Consider the following 14576-nt stretch of genomic DNA (forward strand, 5'->3'; position numbering starts at 1 on the left):
CATCCCCTCCCCCGCCACGCGGGGGAGGATTACGGAGAGCCCGGTGGCTCATCTCCTATACGACTAGAGGGCCTGCACGATGTTCGGCTACATCATCTCCCGCCTGCTCCAGGCGATCCCGATCCTCATTCTCGTCAGCCTGATCGCCTTCGGCATCATCTACCTGATCCCCGGCGATGCGGCGGTGGTGATCGGCGGGCCATCGGCAACGCCGGAGGAACTGGCGCAGATCCGGCAGAATCTCGGGCTCGACCAGCCACTGCACATCCAGATCCTCACCTTCTATATCAACCTGTTCCAGGGCGATCTCGGCCGCTCGCTGACCCTCGGCATCCCAGTAGTCGATGCCTTGCTCGCCCGCTCGCCCATCACCATCGGCATCGCCATCTACTCGCTGGTGCTCACCATCCTGATCGGGCTCAGCACCGGCATGCTGGCGGCGCTCAACCACAATCGCTGGATCGACCAGGCCGCGACTTTGTTCGCGCTGCTCGGTGTGTCGCTGCCCAATTTCTGGCTGGCGCTGGTGATGATCGTGCTGTTCTCGGTGCACCTGGGCTGGTTGCCCACCGGCGGCTATGTGCCATTCACCAAGGATCCCATCGGCTGGCTGCGCACGGCCACCCTCCCCGCCGTGGCGCTCGCCCTGATGCAGGCAGGGCTGCTGACCCGCATCACCCGCTCCACCATGCTCGAAGTGCTCAACCAGGATTACATCCGCACCGCCCGCGCCAAGGGCTTGCCCGAGTGGATCGTCGTCGGCCGGCATGCGCTCGCCAATGTCATGATGCCGATCGTCACCATGATCGGCCTGGTGCTCTCGGTGCTGCTGTCCGGCTCGATCGTCATCGAAACCATTTTCGGCGTGCCGGGGATCGGCTCGCTCCTCGGCAGCGCGATTTCCAACCGCGACTACCCGATGATCCAGGGCGGGCTGCTGTTCGTCACCACGGCCCTGCTCTTGCTCAACATCGTGATCGACCTGCTCTACACCAGCCTCGATCCCCGCATCCGGGTCAGGGGGCGCTGAGATGACCGACCTCGTCAACGAGCCGTCGCGGCTGTCGCTTGCGCTGGATTCGGCCCGCCACTGGGTTAAGCGCCTCAGCGCCAACCGCTCGTTCCTGCTCGGCGCCATCCTGTTCGGCGGCATCTGCCTCTTCACCCTCGCGGCGCCGCTGCTCACCAGCGTCGATCCCAACGCCCTGTCGGTCCGCAACCGCTTCAAGCCGCCCTCCGAGCTCTACCTGTTCGGCACCGACAATCTCGGCCGGGACATGCTGTCGCGCGTTCTCAACGGCGCCCGGTTGAGCCTCGGCATCGGCTTTGCCGTGGTGATCCTCAACGCGGTGTTCGGCGTGTTTCTCGGCGCCATCGCCGGCTATTATCGCCGCCTCGATGACCTCTTAATGCGGATCGCCGACGCGCTGATGGCCTTTCCCGCCGTGCTGCTTGCCATCGGCATCGCCGCCGCTTTGGGGCCCTCGGCAGCAACCGCCATCATTGCCCTTGCCGTCGTTTATATCCCGCGCACCGCGCGTGTCGTCCGCGCCTCGATCCTCGTCGCCCGCGAACTCGACTACGTGCAGGCGGCGCGGGCGGCAGGCGCCCGCGACGGCCGCATCCTCTGGCACCACATCATGCCCAACTGCATGGCGCCGCTCATCGTGCAGCTGAGCTTCGTCTTCGCCTATGCCGTGCTGTCGGAAGCGGTGCTGAGCTTTCTCGGCCTCAGCGCACCGCCCACCGTCCCCAGCTGGGGCGTCCTGATCGCCGAGGGCCGCACCTATCTGCGCGAGGCAGCCTGGCTGACCGTCATCCCCGGTCTCGCCATCGCCATCACCGTGCTCGGCCTTAACCTGCTGGGTGATGGCCTGCGCGACGTGCTGGATCCGCGGATGAAAGTAGAACAATGACCGCCGCCCCCCTGCTCAGCGTCCGTGACCTCACGGTGTCGTTCAACACCCGCTTCACCGCGGTGCGCGAGGCGAGCTTCGACGTGCATCCCGGTGAGCTGGTCGGCGTGGTGGGCGAAAGCGGCTCGGGCAAGAGCGTCAGCGCGCTCGCCGTGATGGGCCTCCTGCCGCCGACCGCCAAGGTCACGGGCTCGATTCACTTCGAGGGCCGCGACCTCCTGACCCTGTCGCGCCGTGAGCTCAGAAAACTCCGCGGCCGCGACATCGGCATCATCTTTCAGGAACCGATGACCTCGCTCAATCCCGTCTTCACCATCGGCGACCAGATCGCCGAAGCGGTCCGCGTGCATGACCCGATGAGCAGGAAGGCGGCGTGGGACCGCGCCACCGAACTGCTCGAGAAAGTTGGGGTGCCGGCACCGCGCCGCCGGCTGCAGGATTATCCGCATCAGCTCTCCGGCGGCCTGCGCCAGCGCGTCATGATCGCCATCGCCCTGTCGTCGTCGCCAAAACTGCTCATCGCCGATGAGCCGACCACCGCCCTGGACGTGACCATCCAGGCGCAGTTGCTCGACCTGCTCAACCAGCTGCGGCAGGATTTCGGCACCGCCATCCTGCTGATCACCCACAATATGGGCGTCATGGCCGAGGTCGCCGACCGCGTCGTGGTGATGTATGCGAGCCGTATCGTCGAGGAGGCGACTATCTTCGATCTCTTCGATCGGCCACAGCACCCCTATACCAGCGGCCTGCTCGGCAGCACACCCGAGCTCGATGGCGAGGCCCATCGCCTCCGCACCATCGCGGGCGCCATGCCCAACCCCGCCGAACTGCCGCCCGGGTGCCTGTTTGCGCCGCGCTGCCCCCGGGCGATTTCCGCCTGCCTCGACATGCAACCGCCGCTGCTCCCAATCTCCCCGGCCCAGAGCGCCGCCTGCATCCTCGCGCCGGGCCTCGTTTCGGAGGGCACGCGATGACCACTCCTTTGCTCTCGGTCGACAGCCTCTCCAAGGAGTTTCCGGTTGCCGGCGACAACTGGCTGGCACCCAGACAGACCCTGCGGGCCGTGCAATCGGTGTCGTTCGAACTCGGCAGCCGCCAGACGCTCGGCCTTGTGGGTGAGAGCGGCTGCGGCAAATCCACCACCGGCCGGCTGATCCTGCAGCTGATCGAGCCGACATCCGGCACCGTGCGCTTCAACGGCCGCGACCTCGCCACGATGCCCAGGGAAGAGTTGCGGCAGCTGCGCAGCGCCATGCAGATCATCTTCCAGGACCCGCAGGCCTCGCTCAACCCGCGCCATCGCGTCGAAGAGCTGATCCTCGAGCCGCTCTACGCCCAGAGCGAAAAGCCCAGCGCCAAACTGACCAACTATGCCGGCGAGCTGCTCGACAAGGTCGGCCTGTCGCGCCGGCACCTGACCCGCTTCCCGCACGAGTTCTCCGGCGGGCAGCGCCAGCGCATCGGCATCGCCCGCGCCATCGCCTCGAAGCCGCAGCTGATCGTCTGCGACGAGGCAGTGTCAGCGCTCGATGTGTCGGTGCAGGCGCAGGTCATCAACCTCCTGCAGGACCTGCAGGACGAGCTGGGGCTGAGCTACCTGTTCATCGGCCACGACCTCGCCGTGGTCCGCCACATCGCCGACACCATGGCCATCATGTATCTGGGCCGCATCGTCGAAATGGCGCCCAAGCGCGAGTTCTACGCCCTGCCGATGCACCCCTATTCCCAGGCGCTGCTCGGCTCGGTGCCGGTCTCCCACCCGAGCAAGCGTCACGCCCGCAAGCGCCTCGAAGGCGAGATTCCGAGCCCGTTGAATCCGCCGACCGGCTGCCACTTCCACCCGCGCTGCAGGTTCGCCCGCGACATCTGCAAAGTGCAGGTGCCGCAACTGCGCAGCGTCAGTGCTACGCGGCAGGCGGCGTGTCATTTCGCGGAGGAGATCGCGGCCGGCGAAGGCTAAGCTGCGCACCGGCCTCTCGGCATCCTCCCCCGCGTGGCGGGGGAGGGGGACCAGCGAAGCTGGTGGAGGGGGGAGCCCAAGCCGGCGACTCTTGCCGCCCCCTCCACCGCCTTCGGCGGTCCCCCTCCCCCGCCACGCGGGGGAGGATCACCGCACCGCCGGGTGGCCCATCTCACCGTCCCCCGATTGCACAGCATCCGCCGATGAACTAGCGTCGTTTTCGCCACCTGCACGCCCGAACGACTGCCTGTTCGCAGAATTACTGCCGTAGACCATATTGGAGGCAACGGCTGTTAAGCCGGTTTCGGGAGGCGGCGATGCTGGGCATCGTGCAGCTGGTTGCATGTGCAGCAGCGGCTATGGCCATCGCGTCGGCAGTGCCGGCGCAGGCGGCCAATATCTCCTTGAGCCCCGAACTGCGCACCATCATCGTCGATGGCAGCATCGAGGCAGGCGATTTCGAGCGCATCCGCGAGGTGTTCGCGGCGGCCGACGGCGAGGTGGAAGGGCTCTATCTGCATAGCCCCGGCGGCGACTTCATGACTGCCATCGATGCCGGCGCCTGGGCGCGCGAGCACCGGCTCGAGACCTATGCCTCAGGCAGCCTCTGCTACTCGGCCTGTGCGTTCCTGTGGCTGGGCGGAGAAAGCTCTATGCCAACGGCGTGGTGTCGCTGCACATGCCGTTCTACCGCACTTCGATGGTCACCATCGCCATCCCCGACGAAGGCGTCGCGGCAGCCGCCTGGTATCTCGCCAGCCTCGGCTATGACCGCGCCCTGATGGACGCCATGCTGGTGGTGAGCTCGACCGAATCCAACGAGATGTTCCCGGTCACCGGGCCCAACACTGCCTTGTTCCACATCACCTACCACGAGCTGCCCGACGAAGGCCGCTACAAGGACGCGATGAAGGAGGCGCGGGCGCGCAAATCCGCCGAGCGGCTGGAGACCCCGCGATAGGCTGGCGAGCCGGCTGGAGCGACCCGCCCTAGTGGCTGCAGTTCTGCGAGTTGCCCGGGTTGTGGCCGCTGTTGCCGGCGCACTCGCCCCCGCTGCCCGAGGACGGCGGCGTGGTCGGCGTCGGCGTGGTCGGCGTCGGTTGCACCCCACCATCGGGGGCCGGGGCGCCGGCGCTGCCGGCAACCACCTGCATCGGCTTTCCGGCCGGCGTCTGCCGATCGAGGCTGTTGAAGAAACCGGGGCTAAACGGCAACGGCGAGAGCAGGCAGCTTGCCGCCTGCTTCATCCGGAAGGCGCCGGCCAGCGGCTGTTGCGTGGCGCCATAGACGAACAGCCCGCGCAGCTCCTTACGCGTGGCACGGTCGAGGGCGTTGGAAAGCCCAAGCGAACTGGCGCCGTCGCGCGTCATCTCGCCCAGCTCGCACGTCTCGGAAATCTCCGAGCATACCCCGGCCTTGGTGCAGAGCTCGGTGCTGCCCGAATACATCAGCACGCGCGTCGATTTCGGGCCGTCGACCACCAGGTCGAACTCGGTGCCGCGAATGCCGATGGTGCCGCTGGGGGTCTTGATGCTGTAGCGGTCCTTGGCGGCGTCGCCAGTGGCGAAGCGGAAGGTGCCGGCCAGCGCCCCGATCACCATCTTGCCGGCCGAACCATCGGCGCGCAGCAGGTAATCCTCGATCTTGAGGGTCGAGCCGGGCCCGACCACCAGCTTGGTGCCGTCCGCGAACAGGATCTGTGCCGAACCGCCCGAACTGGTGCGGATCAGGTCGCCGAGGAATACGTCCTCGCCGACCACCAGGGTGCGGAGCCCGCCGGTCGAATTGATTTCCGCCGCGGGATCGACCCCCACCGCCGAGCCGGCCGGCGCCGCGAGGGCCGCGGCCGAACCACTGAAGACAAACAGCACCGCCGTCAGGTGTTTGACCAGCCAGTTCATCGATGTCCCCGGGGTTAGCCCCAGCCGCGACCGTGCGGCAGCAATAGCGCTGAGCTAATCACTTCCCGATCGGGGTGAACACTGCACAAATCGCATCATACTCAAAGTAGTGTGGGGCGAATTCGACTTACGCCCCTCAGAACTCCTCATGCGTGCGCGGATCGCCGTCAAACAGCCTTCCATCGGGACGGGCCAGCGCGTTGATCGCGGCCATGTCGGCATTGTCGAGCTCAAAGCCGCTCAACTCGAGGTTCTCGCGGCGGCGCGACGGGGTGGCGGACTTGGGGATCGGCAGCACGCCAAGCTGCAGGTGCCAGCGCAGCACCACCTGCGCCGGCGTGCGGCTGTGCTTGGTGGCAGCCGCCACCACCGCCGGCTCGGCAAGGAGGCCCGTGCCCTTGCCGATCGGCGTCCAGGCCTGGGTGAGGATGCCGCGCTGCTTGTCGGCGGCGCGCTGCTCGGGCTGGTTGAAATAGGGGTGCAGCTCGATCTGGTTGACGCTCGGGGCAACGCCGGTCTTCTCGATCAGCTGGTCGAGATAGTCAGGGAGAAAGTTCGAGACGCCAATCGAGCGGACGAGGCCGCGCTCGCGCGCTTCGATCATCCCCTCCCAGGCCTCGACGAACAGCTGCTGGCTCGGGTTGGGCCAGTGGATCAGGTAGAGATCGAGATAGTCGAGACCGCTGCGCAACAGCGATTCCTCGATCGCCCAGGTGACATTCGGCTTCTTGTGATGCCGGCCGGGGAGTTTTGAGGTGACGCGGATTTCCTCGCGCGGCACCCCGGACATCCGCACGGCTTTGCCGACGGCGCCCTCGTTCTCGTAATTGACCGCGGAATCGAGCAGCCGATAGCCCTCGTGCAGCGCTTCCGCCATGCCCTCGGCCCCGGGAATGCCGCGCAGCGCATAGGTGCCGAGCCCGACCGCCGGAAGCGTCGTGCCATCATTGAGTTTGTGGTCGGGCAACAGGGACATCACGAATCTCCTCGAGTTTTGCGAGGCATAGGAACGGAGCGGGCGCGGTAACGCTATCCCCAAATAGGCGTGTTGCGCTTGCGTGCGGCGCTGCTCGCCGCGACAGTCCGCCGATGACCCCGCGTGATTCACTCTCCCTTGCTGCATTCGCCTTAGCCTCTTTGCTCGGTGCTCCGCTCGCGCACGCTGCCCCGGGCGAGGCGCGCTGCGCGGCCACCGAGTTCGAGGGCGCGCGCTATACCGTGTGCCGCGCCGCGCCCGCCGAGCTGGAGCTGCACTGGCGCGATGCCGACAAGCGCCCTTATCGCCGCTTCGACGCGCTGGCCACCGCGCTCGCGGCCAGCGGCCGCACGCTGCAGTTCGCCGTCAATGCCGGCATGTACGACACCGAGTTCCGCCCCATCGGCCTCTATGTCGAGGCGGAGGAGAAACTGGTGAAGCTGAACACCAACGAGGCGGCGCCGGGGACAAAACCCATCCCCAACTTCTACAAAAAGCCCAATGGCGTGTTCTTCATTGTCGGCGACACGGCGGCGATCACGAGCACCGAGGACTATCTCGCCGCCGCCCCCGAGCCGCGGCTCGCCACGCAGTCAGGGCCAATGCTGGTGATCGAAGGCCAACTCCACCCTGCCCTGATCCCCGGCTCCACCGACCGCACCCGGCGCAGCGGCGTCGGCGTCTGTAGAGAAGGCGAGGTGATCGTCGCCGTCAGCGATGGCGGCGTGAACTTCCACGATTTCGCGCGGCTGTTCCGCGACAGCCTCGGCTGCGACGATGCACTGTTCCTCGATGGCGGACGCGGCGTGGGCTTGTACGATCCGGAGCTCGGCCGGAACGATGTGTCGTGGCATGGCGGCTATGGGCCGATGCTGGGGGTGGCGAAGTAGCGGGTACCTTCGCTCCATCAAGCCTGTGGCCCCACCCCCTCCCAGCCTCCCCCATCAAGGGGGAGGTGCCGTTCAGTGTGTAAGGCACGATCCAGCCAATTCCACCAGCCTGACACCTCCCCCTTGATGGGGGAGGCTGGGAGGGGGTGGGGCCGCAAAAGCCGTAGGGAGTTAGGTCGCCTTCCCCACCGCCGCCGCGGCATGATCTTCCGCATTCTCCGGCAGGTCGTCGAAGCTCGAATAGTTCATGGTGTAGAGCCGCGAATAGAGGCCCTGCTTTTCCATCAGCTGCTCGTGGTTGCCCGATTCCAAGAGCTCGCCGTTCTGCAGCACGATGATGCGGTCGGCGCCGCGGATGGTGGCGAGGCGGTGGGCGATGACGAGGCCGGTGCGGCCTTCGAGCAGCCGCTTCAGCGCCTTCTGGATCAGCATCTCGGTATAGCTGTCGATGTTCGCTGTCGCCTCGTCGAGGACGAGGATTTTGGCATCGGCCACCAGCGCCCGGGCGAAGCTGATCAGCTGCCGCTGCCCCAGCGACAGGTTGCCGCCGCGCTGCTCAAGCCGGGTGTCGTAGCCATCGGCCAGCGACATGATGAAATCATGCGCGCCCACCGCCTTTGCCGCATCGATCACCTGCTCGCGGGTGGCGCTTTCCTTGTTGTAGCGGATGTTCTCGATCACCGAGCCGGTGAACAGGAACGGCTCCTGCAGCACCATCGCCACCTGCTCGCCGAGCGAATCCTGGGTGACGTCGCGTACATCGTGTCCGCCTACCGTCACCGAGCCTTCCCACACGTCGTAGAAGCGGTGCACCAGCGACATGCAGCTCGATTTGCCCGAGCCGGTGGGCCCGACAATGGCCACCGTCTCGCCCGGGTTGACCCGGAAGCTGACATGCTTCAGCACCGGCTGGCCCTTGCGGTAGCCGAAGGTGACATCCTTGAACTCGACCGAGCCATCCATCCCCGCAGTCAGCGGGAAGGCATCGGGCTTGTCGGCGATGGTCACCGGCACATCGAGCACCTCGACGATGCGGGTGCCCGACGACATGGCGCGCTGGAACACCGAATACTGCATGGTGAGCGAGCGGATCGGATCGAAGAAGCGCTGGATGTAGAACAGGAACGCCACCATGACGCCGACATCGAGCTCACGCCCCAGCACCATCTGGCCGCCGACCACGATCACCGTGGCCATCGAAATGCCGGTGAGCGTATCGACGATCGGCACCATCACCTGGGCGAACTTGGCGGCGCGAAGGTGCGCCCGGAGATTGGCGCGGGCCTTTTCCTCGTAGAGGTCGAAATTGACCTGCTGCCGATCGAGGCTCTGCACCGTGCGCACGCCATTGATGCCCTCGGCGAGCGCGCCATTGGCGGCCGAGTTGGTGTGGTGCGCCGCCATGAAGCTGACCTTGGCCGGCGGCAGCCAGAACAGCCGCACGATGAACAGGATCGGCATGGTCGCCATGGTGATCAGCCCGAGCATCGGATCGAGCCACAGCAGCACGCCCACAATGCCGAACAGCAGGACGATATCGCCGACCGAAAGCACTGAAGTTTCAAGGAACTCCTGCATGGAGTTCACGTCGCCCATCAGGCGCGACATCAACCGGCCGACCTCGGTCTTGTCCATCCAGCCGAGCGATACCCGCTGCAGATGGGCGAACATGGCGCGGCGCATGTCGAACAGCACGTTCTCGGCCGCCTTGCCGACCACCGTTTCCTGGATCCAGGACGAGGCGAAGTTGATAGCGATCAGCCCGGCAAACGCCACGATGCACCAGAGGAGGATCGAACGCCCGCCCCCGCCCTGCGCCATGCCGTTATCGATGGCAAAGCGGATCACCAGCGGGAAAGCCAGCTGGGTCAGCGTGAACACCAGCACGGCGGCGACCGACAGGTAGATCTGCCTGCGATAGGGTTTGACGAAGGCCCAGATGCGGCGGACGATCTTCGGATCATAGGCCTTGCCGAACACCTCTTCCTCGCGGTCGAGGCTCGAGCCGACCACGGCGCGGGGCGGACGGCGGTTGCGGTCTTCGCTGTCGTCTTCGGTGTTGAGCGTTGCCTCGGTCATTCGGCAGCCTCCAGCTGGTCGTCGCCAGGCTTCACCTGGAGGTCGTAAAGGGCGCGGTAGCGGCCGCCGAGCGCCAGGAGCTCCTCATGCGTGCCGCGCTCGACGATCTTGCCCTCATCGATGAACAGGATCTGGTCGGCATGCATCAGCGAGGAAAGCCGGTGCGAGATGATCAGCGTCACCCGGTCCTTGGCGAAGCGCTTCATCGCCGTGCGGATGCGCTGCTCGGTGCCGGCATCGACCGCCGCGGTCGAGTCATCGAACACCATCACCGAGGGCCTGAGCATCAGCGAACGCGCGATGTTGAGGCGCTGGCGCTGGCCGCCCGACAGCGACACGCCGCGCTCGCCCACGATGGTTTCGTAGCCGGTGGGCAGCCCGATAATGTAGTTGTGGAGCTGCGCATATTCCGAGGCGCTGGCGATGCGCGGCCCCTTCGCCCACGGATCGCCATAGGCGATGTTGTTCTCGATATTGGTGGTGAACAGGAAGCTGTCCTGCTGCACCACGGCCACCGCCTGCCTGAGGCTCGCCAGCGTCAGCGCCCGAACGTCCTGGCCGTCAATGGTCACCCGGCCGCCGGTCACATCGTAAAAGCGCGGGATCAGGTGGGCGATAGTCGATTTGCCCGAGCCGGGCTTGCCGACGATGCCGATGGTCTCGCCCTTCCTGCCCTCGAACGAGATGCCCTGGAGCACCGGACGGAACGGCGCCGAGGGATAGGCGAAATCGACATTCTCGAACTTCAGCGTGCCTTCGGAGAGCTTCAGCGGCTTGGCGCCCGGCTCGTCCTTGATCTCGATTTCGAGGTCGAGGAAAGCGAACAGCCGATTGCCGCAGGTCGAGGCGCGGGCTACCGAGTTGACGAGCAGGCCAAGCTGGCGCACCGGCATCTGCAGGATGGTCATGAAGGTGAGGAAAGCCGCCAGCGTGCCGACGGTCATCTCGCCGGAAATGACGCGCTCGCCGCCATACCACAGCACCAGCGCCATCGAGACGAAGAAGCTGATATTCATGATCGAGGTCGAGTTGACGCGGATATCGACGCGCTTATGCGTCAGCTTGAGCGCCCGGTCGGAAGCCTCGTTGTATTTCTTCATCTCATGCCGCGCGCCGGCAAAGGCGCGGACCACGCGGATGCCGCCGAGGTTCTCTTCCATGACGCGGGACAGGTCCTGCAGCCGCTCCTGCAGCGTCAGCCAGGTGGCGCGGAGCTTCAGCTGGGTGAGCGAGGAGTTCACCCCGACAAACGGCGCAAAGCTCAGCGCCAGAAGGCCAAGGATCCAGTCGGTCGAGATCAGCATATAGGCGCCCACCCCGATCAGCGTGCCGAGCAGCACGATGCGGAGCAGGCCCGTCGCAAAGAACATGCGCACGCCCTCGAGATCGAGCATGCCCACGGTGATCAGGTCACCGGTATGCACCTTGTCGTGGTAGGAAAAGCTCAGCCGCTGGATCTTCTCGTAGACCGCGAGGCGCAGCTCATAGGCCGTGTGGTGGCCAACGGCTTCGCCAAAGTAGTTCATCGACATCGTGAACAGGCCGCGCAGGGTCGAGACCACCAGCAGGATCAGCGCAATGCTCCACAGCGCATCGGCGGCGCCCACCCCACCATCCAGGACGCCCTCGGCGCGATCGACCGCCTGGCCAAGCAGTACCGGCGTCGCCAATTGCAGTGCCGACGAAATGAAGCAGGAGAGGATGGTAATAATCACCATCCAGGGGTGACGCCAGGTCAGCACCATGATCCGCCACAGGGTGGTGAGCCCCTTACCCTGCTGTGCGGCGACGACATGTGACATTGCATCGCCAGGCGAATAGGCGCTGCGCGGAGCATTCGAGCTCAATTTAAGGGTCCAGACATAAAGCTTTTAGGGCCTGCCCTCGCCGGAATATTGGCGGACAGACTCGGCCCGGTAGAACCAGAGGAAGGCCTCATCTCTTGCGCTGATTTGCGTTCTGTTCAAGGCAGATATGCGGGGGCGATAGGGTACTTTCGTATCAGCGCCGCAAGGCTTCGCCATGATGTTGCACGAATGCAACCTCACCTTCGGCGCAACGTTGAGGGCGAAATGAACCACGAGCCCAAAATGACCGACGGCCGAGGCCCGCCGCACGAAGACGACGCCTTCCGCGAGGCCGTGCGCAAAACCGCCTACTTCCTCTGGGAACAGGCTGGCCGCCCGCACGGCCGGCACGAGGATTATTACCTCCGCGCCCTCGACCAGCACCGCCGCGAGCGGCAATACGACCAGTGGCTGGAAGACGGCCCGGACGGCGACTGAGGCCCCGCCTGGCGACGCCGCGCCGCGGCCCATTCGCCGCGACGCCCCTGCAATCGGCGCCCGACCGGGTGCGCGACACCGACGGGCTCTTCAGTACCGCCGGCCTTGCGATCCCGGCCTGCGGGTGACGTTACGCCAGCACCTGCTCCAACAGCGTTGCGATGTTGAGAACCGGCACGGCCTGCCCCTTCAGGCTGTCGACCAGGCACTTCTGCATTTCGGTGCCGCTCAGCACCCCGAGGCCCGCCTGCTTGCGCTTGGCCTGGGCCAGCGAGAGCGCCCCGGCGACGATCGAGGAGGCGGCCGAGGTGCCACCGAAGCTGCTGTAGAGCGCGCGCATCGGCACCACCTGCTGCGGGGTGGCGTCGGGCAGCGTGCGGCCCGGCACGTCGATGGCGAGCACGGCGTAGGGAAGGTAGGTGTTCTCGGCTGGCCGCACGAACGGTTGCTGTGCGATCCAGGCGGCGTCGCGGCCGGCCAGATCGAACAGCGCGAGCGGGTCGCCATTTGTCTGGTCGATCCGTTCCTCGTCATCGCTGGGCGCATAGACCGTGACACCGGTCTGCGGCGTGCCGTTCGAGTAGGACGAGGGCACGCCGTCGGCGTTGACGGCGCCGACGATGATCGCGTCGGTGAGCGGGTTCTGCTTCTGGTGGGCCAGCGAGGCCGGATAGGTGGGCACCGCCCTGCCCTCGTTGCCGGCGGCCAGCACCACCGGCCGCCAGGCCGCCACGGCCTGCAGCAGCGCAACGAACAGCTGCTTGTCGTTCTTCAGCGTGGCGTCGGAGTCGATCCGGGTGGCGCGCAGGTCGTGCAGCGCCGGAGGTTTCCATGCACCAGGCTTGCCGTCAGGAGTTCCGTCGTCACGCTGTTGGTCGAGCACGAGGTCGTTCACCGCACGCGGCATCAGGATGACGTCGGCCTCGACCATCACCGCATGCATCAGGGCTGCAATGATCGGCCGGATTTCGTGACTGTAGGGCGTGGCGATCGGGATGATCGTCGCGAACGGGTTGACACCGTAATAGGGCAGCACTGTCGGCCGTTCCTTGCCCCCGTCGGTGAGGCGGCCGGCAACCAACCCGGCGCAGGCCGTGCCGTGACCGGCAAAGTTGTTCGCCGGGTCCTCGGTCTGCACGTGGTCGGGCAGGCGGTCGGCCAATTCGTCGGCGATCTCCTGCAGGGCAAGCGCATCGGCCGGGACATCGAGGGATTTCAGTATCTGGTCGAGGCGCCACTTGCCCTTCCTGCGCTCCTCCCGAATGTCGTCGGCGTCATCTTTGCTGTAGACGCCACCCACCGGCATCAGGGCCATGTCCACGCCGTGCCGGATGGCACTGGCCGGCAGGTTGGGATGGCGCGTCGTGCAGCCGCTGTCGATGATCGCAACGGTCGAGTACGGCAGCTCGTCCGGCCAGTACGGCCAACCATAGCCTTCTCCCGGCTCATACTCGATCGACTTGTCGATCGGGCCGTTACCGCGCTCGATGACCCCGATCTGCTCGAGGTGCCACAGGTAAAAGATCGGCAGCCAGCCCCCTGGCTTGCCATTCTTGGGATCGGGCTCACGCCAGAAACGGTTACTGCTCATGTTCGGTTACCGCCATTCGGCCAGGGCGCTGCCAATTTCGCGCCTGAGGAAGTTGACGAGATAGGGTGAGAAGCGTTGCGCCAGGCGCCGGCCAGCCCGCGTGTCCGACGGATAGTGGAGCCCGGCATATTCGCGGTTCTCGGCCACGCGCTGCGCCACATAAAACAGCTCGGCGCTACCGGGATGTTCGGGAAGAATGCGCGAAAACACCTCGGCGACGCTGAACATCTGAAACGAGTGGTTGGACGGAAACGCCTGGTGCGGCGGGATATCGAGGAACGGCCTGAGGCGCGGATCGACCGCGTTGGGTCGTGGCCGATCGATGATGCGCTTATAGAAATAACCGACCCGTTCGGCCGTCTCGAACACCAGGTCGATCAGCGCCTCGGTGTCGGGATAGCCGCCATTGTCGATGCCGAGCGGGCGATAGATATCCGACAGGTCGCTCATGTCGGCCTGGCGCAGGATCTCCTCCTGGCGGGTCTTGTCGGTGGTCAGGTGCACCTGCATGAGGCGCATTTCTTCGATCTCGAGCGCCGTCTCGTCCGGGTTCGGCGGCAGACGGTCGAGCAGCGTCTCGAAGGGCAGCAGGCCCCCGGCCGATCCCTCGAACAGCGCCTTCACCACCGACCACGATTGCAGCACCGCCCCGCCCTGCGGCGCTCCGTCGCTGTCGAATCTCGAGCGCGAACGTGAGCGCGACCTGGAGCGCGAACGCGACCTGGAGCGTGAGCGGGAGCGCGAGCGTGAGCGCGACAGGGCGGCAATCATGCCGGATGAACGTCCGGCGAACGGCACCGCGGCCGCCATCCGCGGGATCAGGTCACCGTCCGCGGTCCACAGAATCTCGTCGGGAATATTGAATACCGGATCGTCTTCAGCCATGGCAGCTCCCCCCAAAAGCTCCAGCGTACTATTGACGATCATTGAGACTTTTCGGCACGGACGTGACAAGCCGCTTAATCTGCGATGATC

The 14576-nt window shown here is 65.9% G+C and carries 13 protein-coding genes; 7 read left to right on the forward strand and 6 right to left on the reverse strand.

Annotated elements, in window-relative coordinates; all coding sequences use genetic code 11:
- The first annotated feature begins 79 nt into the window (after positions 1 to 79).
- The 5 genes from ACSQ23_RS25060 (at position 80) to ACSQ23_RS25080 (ending at position 4840) form a co-directional block, all read left to right on the forward strand.
- Positions 80 to 1030: an ABC transporter permease gene (locus tag ACSQ23_RS25060; RefSeq protein WP_436092260.1), complete on the forward strand. Its 951-nt coding sequence runs from the start codon at positions 80 to 82 to the stop codon at positions 1028 to 1030.
- A gap of 1 nt (position 1031) precedes the next feature.
- Positions 1032 to 1916, forward strand: a complete 885-nt coding sequence (locus tag ACSQ23_RS25065; protein WP_436092261.1) for an ABC transporter permease — start codon at positions 1032 to 1034, stop codon at positions 1914 to 1916.
- Complete coding sequence (locus ACSQ23_RS25070) at positions 1913 to 2893, forward strand: ABC transporter ATP-binding protein (RefSeq protein ID WP_436092262.1); 981 nt, start codon at positions 1913 to 1915, stop codon at positions 2891 to 2893. The genes ACSQ23_RS25065 and ACSQ23_RS25070 overlap by 4 nt, the downstream gene beginning before the upstream one ends.
- A complete protein-coding gene (locus tag ACSQ23_RS25075) occupies positions 2890 to 3879 on the forward strand; it encodes an ABC transporter ATP-binding protein (protein ID WP_436092263.1) in 990 nt (329 codons plus the stop codon). Before ACSQ23_RS25070 ends, ACSQ23_RS25075 begins: the two co-directional genes overlap by 4 nt.
- 631 nt (positions 3880 to 4510) lie before the next feature.
- On the forward strand, positions 4511 to 4840 hold the full coding sequence (locus tag ACSQ23_RS25080) for a hypothetical protein (protein WP_436092264.1): 330 nt from the start codon (positions 4511 to 4513) through the stop codon (positions 4838 to 4840).
- A gap of 28 nt (positions 4841 to 4868) precedes the next feature.
- Here ACSQ23_RS25080 and ACSQ23_RS25085 read toward each other — a convergent pair whose 3' ends face one another.
- Both ACSQ23_RS25085 and ACSQ23_RS25090 read right to left on the reverse strand, forming a co-directional pair.
- Positions 4869 to 5780 carry a FecR family protein gene (locus tag ACSQ23_RS25085; RefSeq protein WP_436092265.1) on the reverse strand — a complete coding sequence of 304 codons (912 nt, stop codon included), beginning with the start codon at positions 5778 to 5780 and terminating at the stop codon, positions 4869 to 4871.
- A 136-nt stretch (positions 5781 to 5916) separates the two neighbouring features.
- Positions 5917 to 6756: an aldo/keto reductase gene (locus tag ACSQ23_RS25090; protein ID WP_436092266.1), complete on the reverse strand. Its 840-nt coding sequence runs from the start codon at positions 6754 to 6756 to the stop codon at positions 5917 to 5919.
- Positions 6757 to 6869: 113 nt separating this feature from the next.
- On the opposite strand from ACSQ23_RS25090, the gene ACSQ23_RS25095 reads away from it, so the two are divergent.
- Positions 6870 to 7646, forward strand: a complete 777-nt coding sequence (locus ACSQ23_RS25095; protein ID WP_436092267.1) for a phosphodiester glycosidase family protein — start codon at positions 6870 to 6872, stop codon at positions 7644 to 7646.
- Positions 7647 to 7817: 171 nt separating this feature from the next.
- Here the strand turns inward: ACSQ23_RS25095 and ACSQ23_RS25100 are convergent, their stop codons facing one another.
- Both ACSQ23_RS25100 and ACSQ23_RS25105 read right to left on the reverse strand, forming a co-directional pair.
- Positions 7818 to 9725 (reverse strand): ABC transporter ATP-binding protein, encoded by a 1908-nt coding sequence (locus ACSQ23_RS25100; protein ID WP_436092268.1) that lies wholly within the window; start codon positions 9723 to 9725, stop codon positions 7818 to 7820.
- Entirely contained in the window at positions 9722 to 11572 is a 1851-nt protein-coding gene (locus ACSQ23_RS25105) for an ABC transporter ATP-binding protein (protein ID WP_436092269.1), read from the reverse strand. Before ACSQ23_RS25105 ends, ACSQ23_RS25100 begins: the two co-directional genes overlap by 4 nt.
- Positions 11573 to 11815: 243 nt before the next feature.
- Here ACSQ23_RS25105 and ACSQ23_RS25110 point away from each other — a divergent pair, with 243 nt between their 5' ends.
- Positions 11816 to 12010 (forward strand): DUF2934 domain-containing protein, encoded by a 195-nt coding sequence (locus tag ACSQ23_RS25110; RefSeq protein ID WP_197421329.1) that lies wholly within the window; start codon positions 11816 to 11818, stop codon positions 12008 to 12010.
- A gap of 130 nt (positions 12011 to 12140) precedes the next feature.
- Here the strand turns inward: ACSQ23_RS25110 and ACSQ23_RS25115 are convergent, their stop codons facing one another.
- Entirely contained in the window at positions 12141 to 13601 is a 1461-nt protein-coding gene (locus ACSQ23_RS25115) for a S8 family serine peptidase (protein WP_055883600.1), read from the reverse strand.
- Positions 13602 to 13607: 6 nt separating this feature from the next.
- The gene (locus ACSQ23_RS25120; protein WP_436092270.1) at positions 13608 to 14486 is read right to left on the reverse strand and encodes a phosphatase PAP2 family protein; all 879 of its coding nucleotides are present in this window, start codon (positions 14484 to 14486) and stop codon (positions 13608 to 13610) included.
- Positions 14487 to 14576: the final 90 nt, after the last annotated feature.

It is taken from the genome of Devosia sp. LjRoot16, from assembly GCF_964252795.1.
Taxonomy (GTDB): Bacteria; Pseudomonadota; Alphaproteobacteria; order Rhizobiales; family Devosiaceae; genus Devosia_A.

What these genes read in the sequence shown, in the direction of transcription:
- ACSQ23_RS25060 (WP_436092260.1), top strand. Translation starts at nt 80, where the DNA reads ATGTTCGGCTACATCATCTCCCGCCTGCTCCAGGCGATCCCGATCCTC.
- ACSQ23_RS25065 (WP_436092261.1), top strand. Translation starts at nt 1,032, where the DNA reads ATGACCGACCTCGTCAACGAGCCGTCGCGGCTGTCGCTTGCGCTGGAT.
- ACSQ23_RS25070 (WP_436092262.1), top strand. Translation starts at nt 1,913, where the DNA reads ATGACCGCCGCCCCCCTGCTCAGCGTCCGTGACCTCACGGTGTCGTTC.
- ACSQ23_RS25075 (WP_436092263.1), top strand. Translation starts at nt 2,890, where the DNA reads ATGACCACTCCTTTGCTCTCGGTCGACAGCCTCTCCAAGGAGTTTCCG.
- ACSQ23_RS25085 (WP_436092265.1), bottom strand. Translation starts at nt 5,780, where the DNA reads ATGAACTGGCTGGTCAAACACCTGACGGCGGTGCTGTTTGTCTTCAGT.
- ACSQ23_RS25090 (WP_436092266.1), bottom strand. Translation starts at nt 6,756, where the DNA reads ATGTCCCTGTTGCCCGACCACAAACTCAATGATGGCACGACGCTTCCG.
- ACSQ23_RS25095 (WP_436092267.1), top strand. Translation starts at nt 6,870, where the DNA reads ATGACCCCGCGTGATTCACTCTCCCTTGCTGCATTCGCCTTAGCCTCT.
- ACSQ23_RS25100 (WP_436092268.1), bottom strand. Translation starts at nt 9,725, where the DNA reads ATGACCGAGGCAACGCTCAACACCGAAGACGACAGCGAAGACCGCAAC.
- ACSQ23_RS25110 (WP_197421329.1), top strand. Translation starts at nt 11,816, where the DNA reads ATGACCGACGGCCGAGGCCCGCCGCACGAAGACGACGCCTTCCGCGAG.
- ACSQ23_RS25115 (WP_055883600.1), bottom strand. Translation starts at nt 13,601, where the DNA reads ATGAGCAGTAACCGTTTCTGGCGTGAGCCCGATCCCAAGAATGGCAAG.
- ACSQ23_RS25120 (WP_436092270.1), bottom strand. Translation starts at nt 14,486, where the DNA reads ATGGCTGAAGACGATCCGGTATTCAATATTCCCGACGAGATTCTGTGG.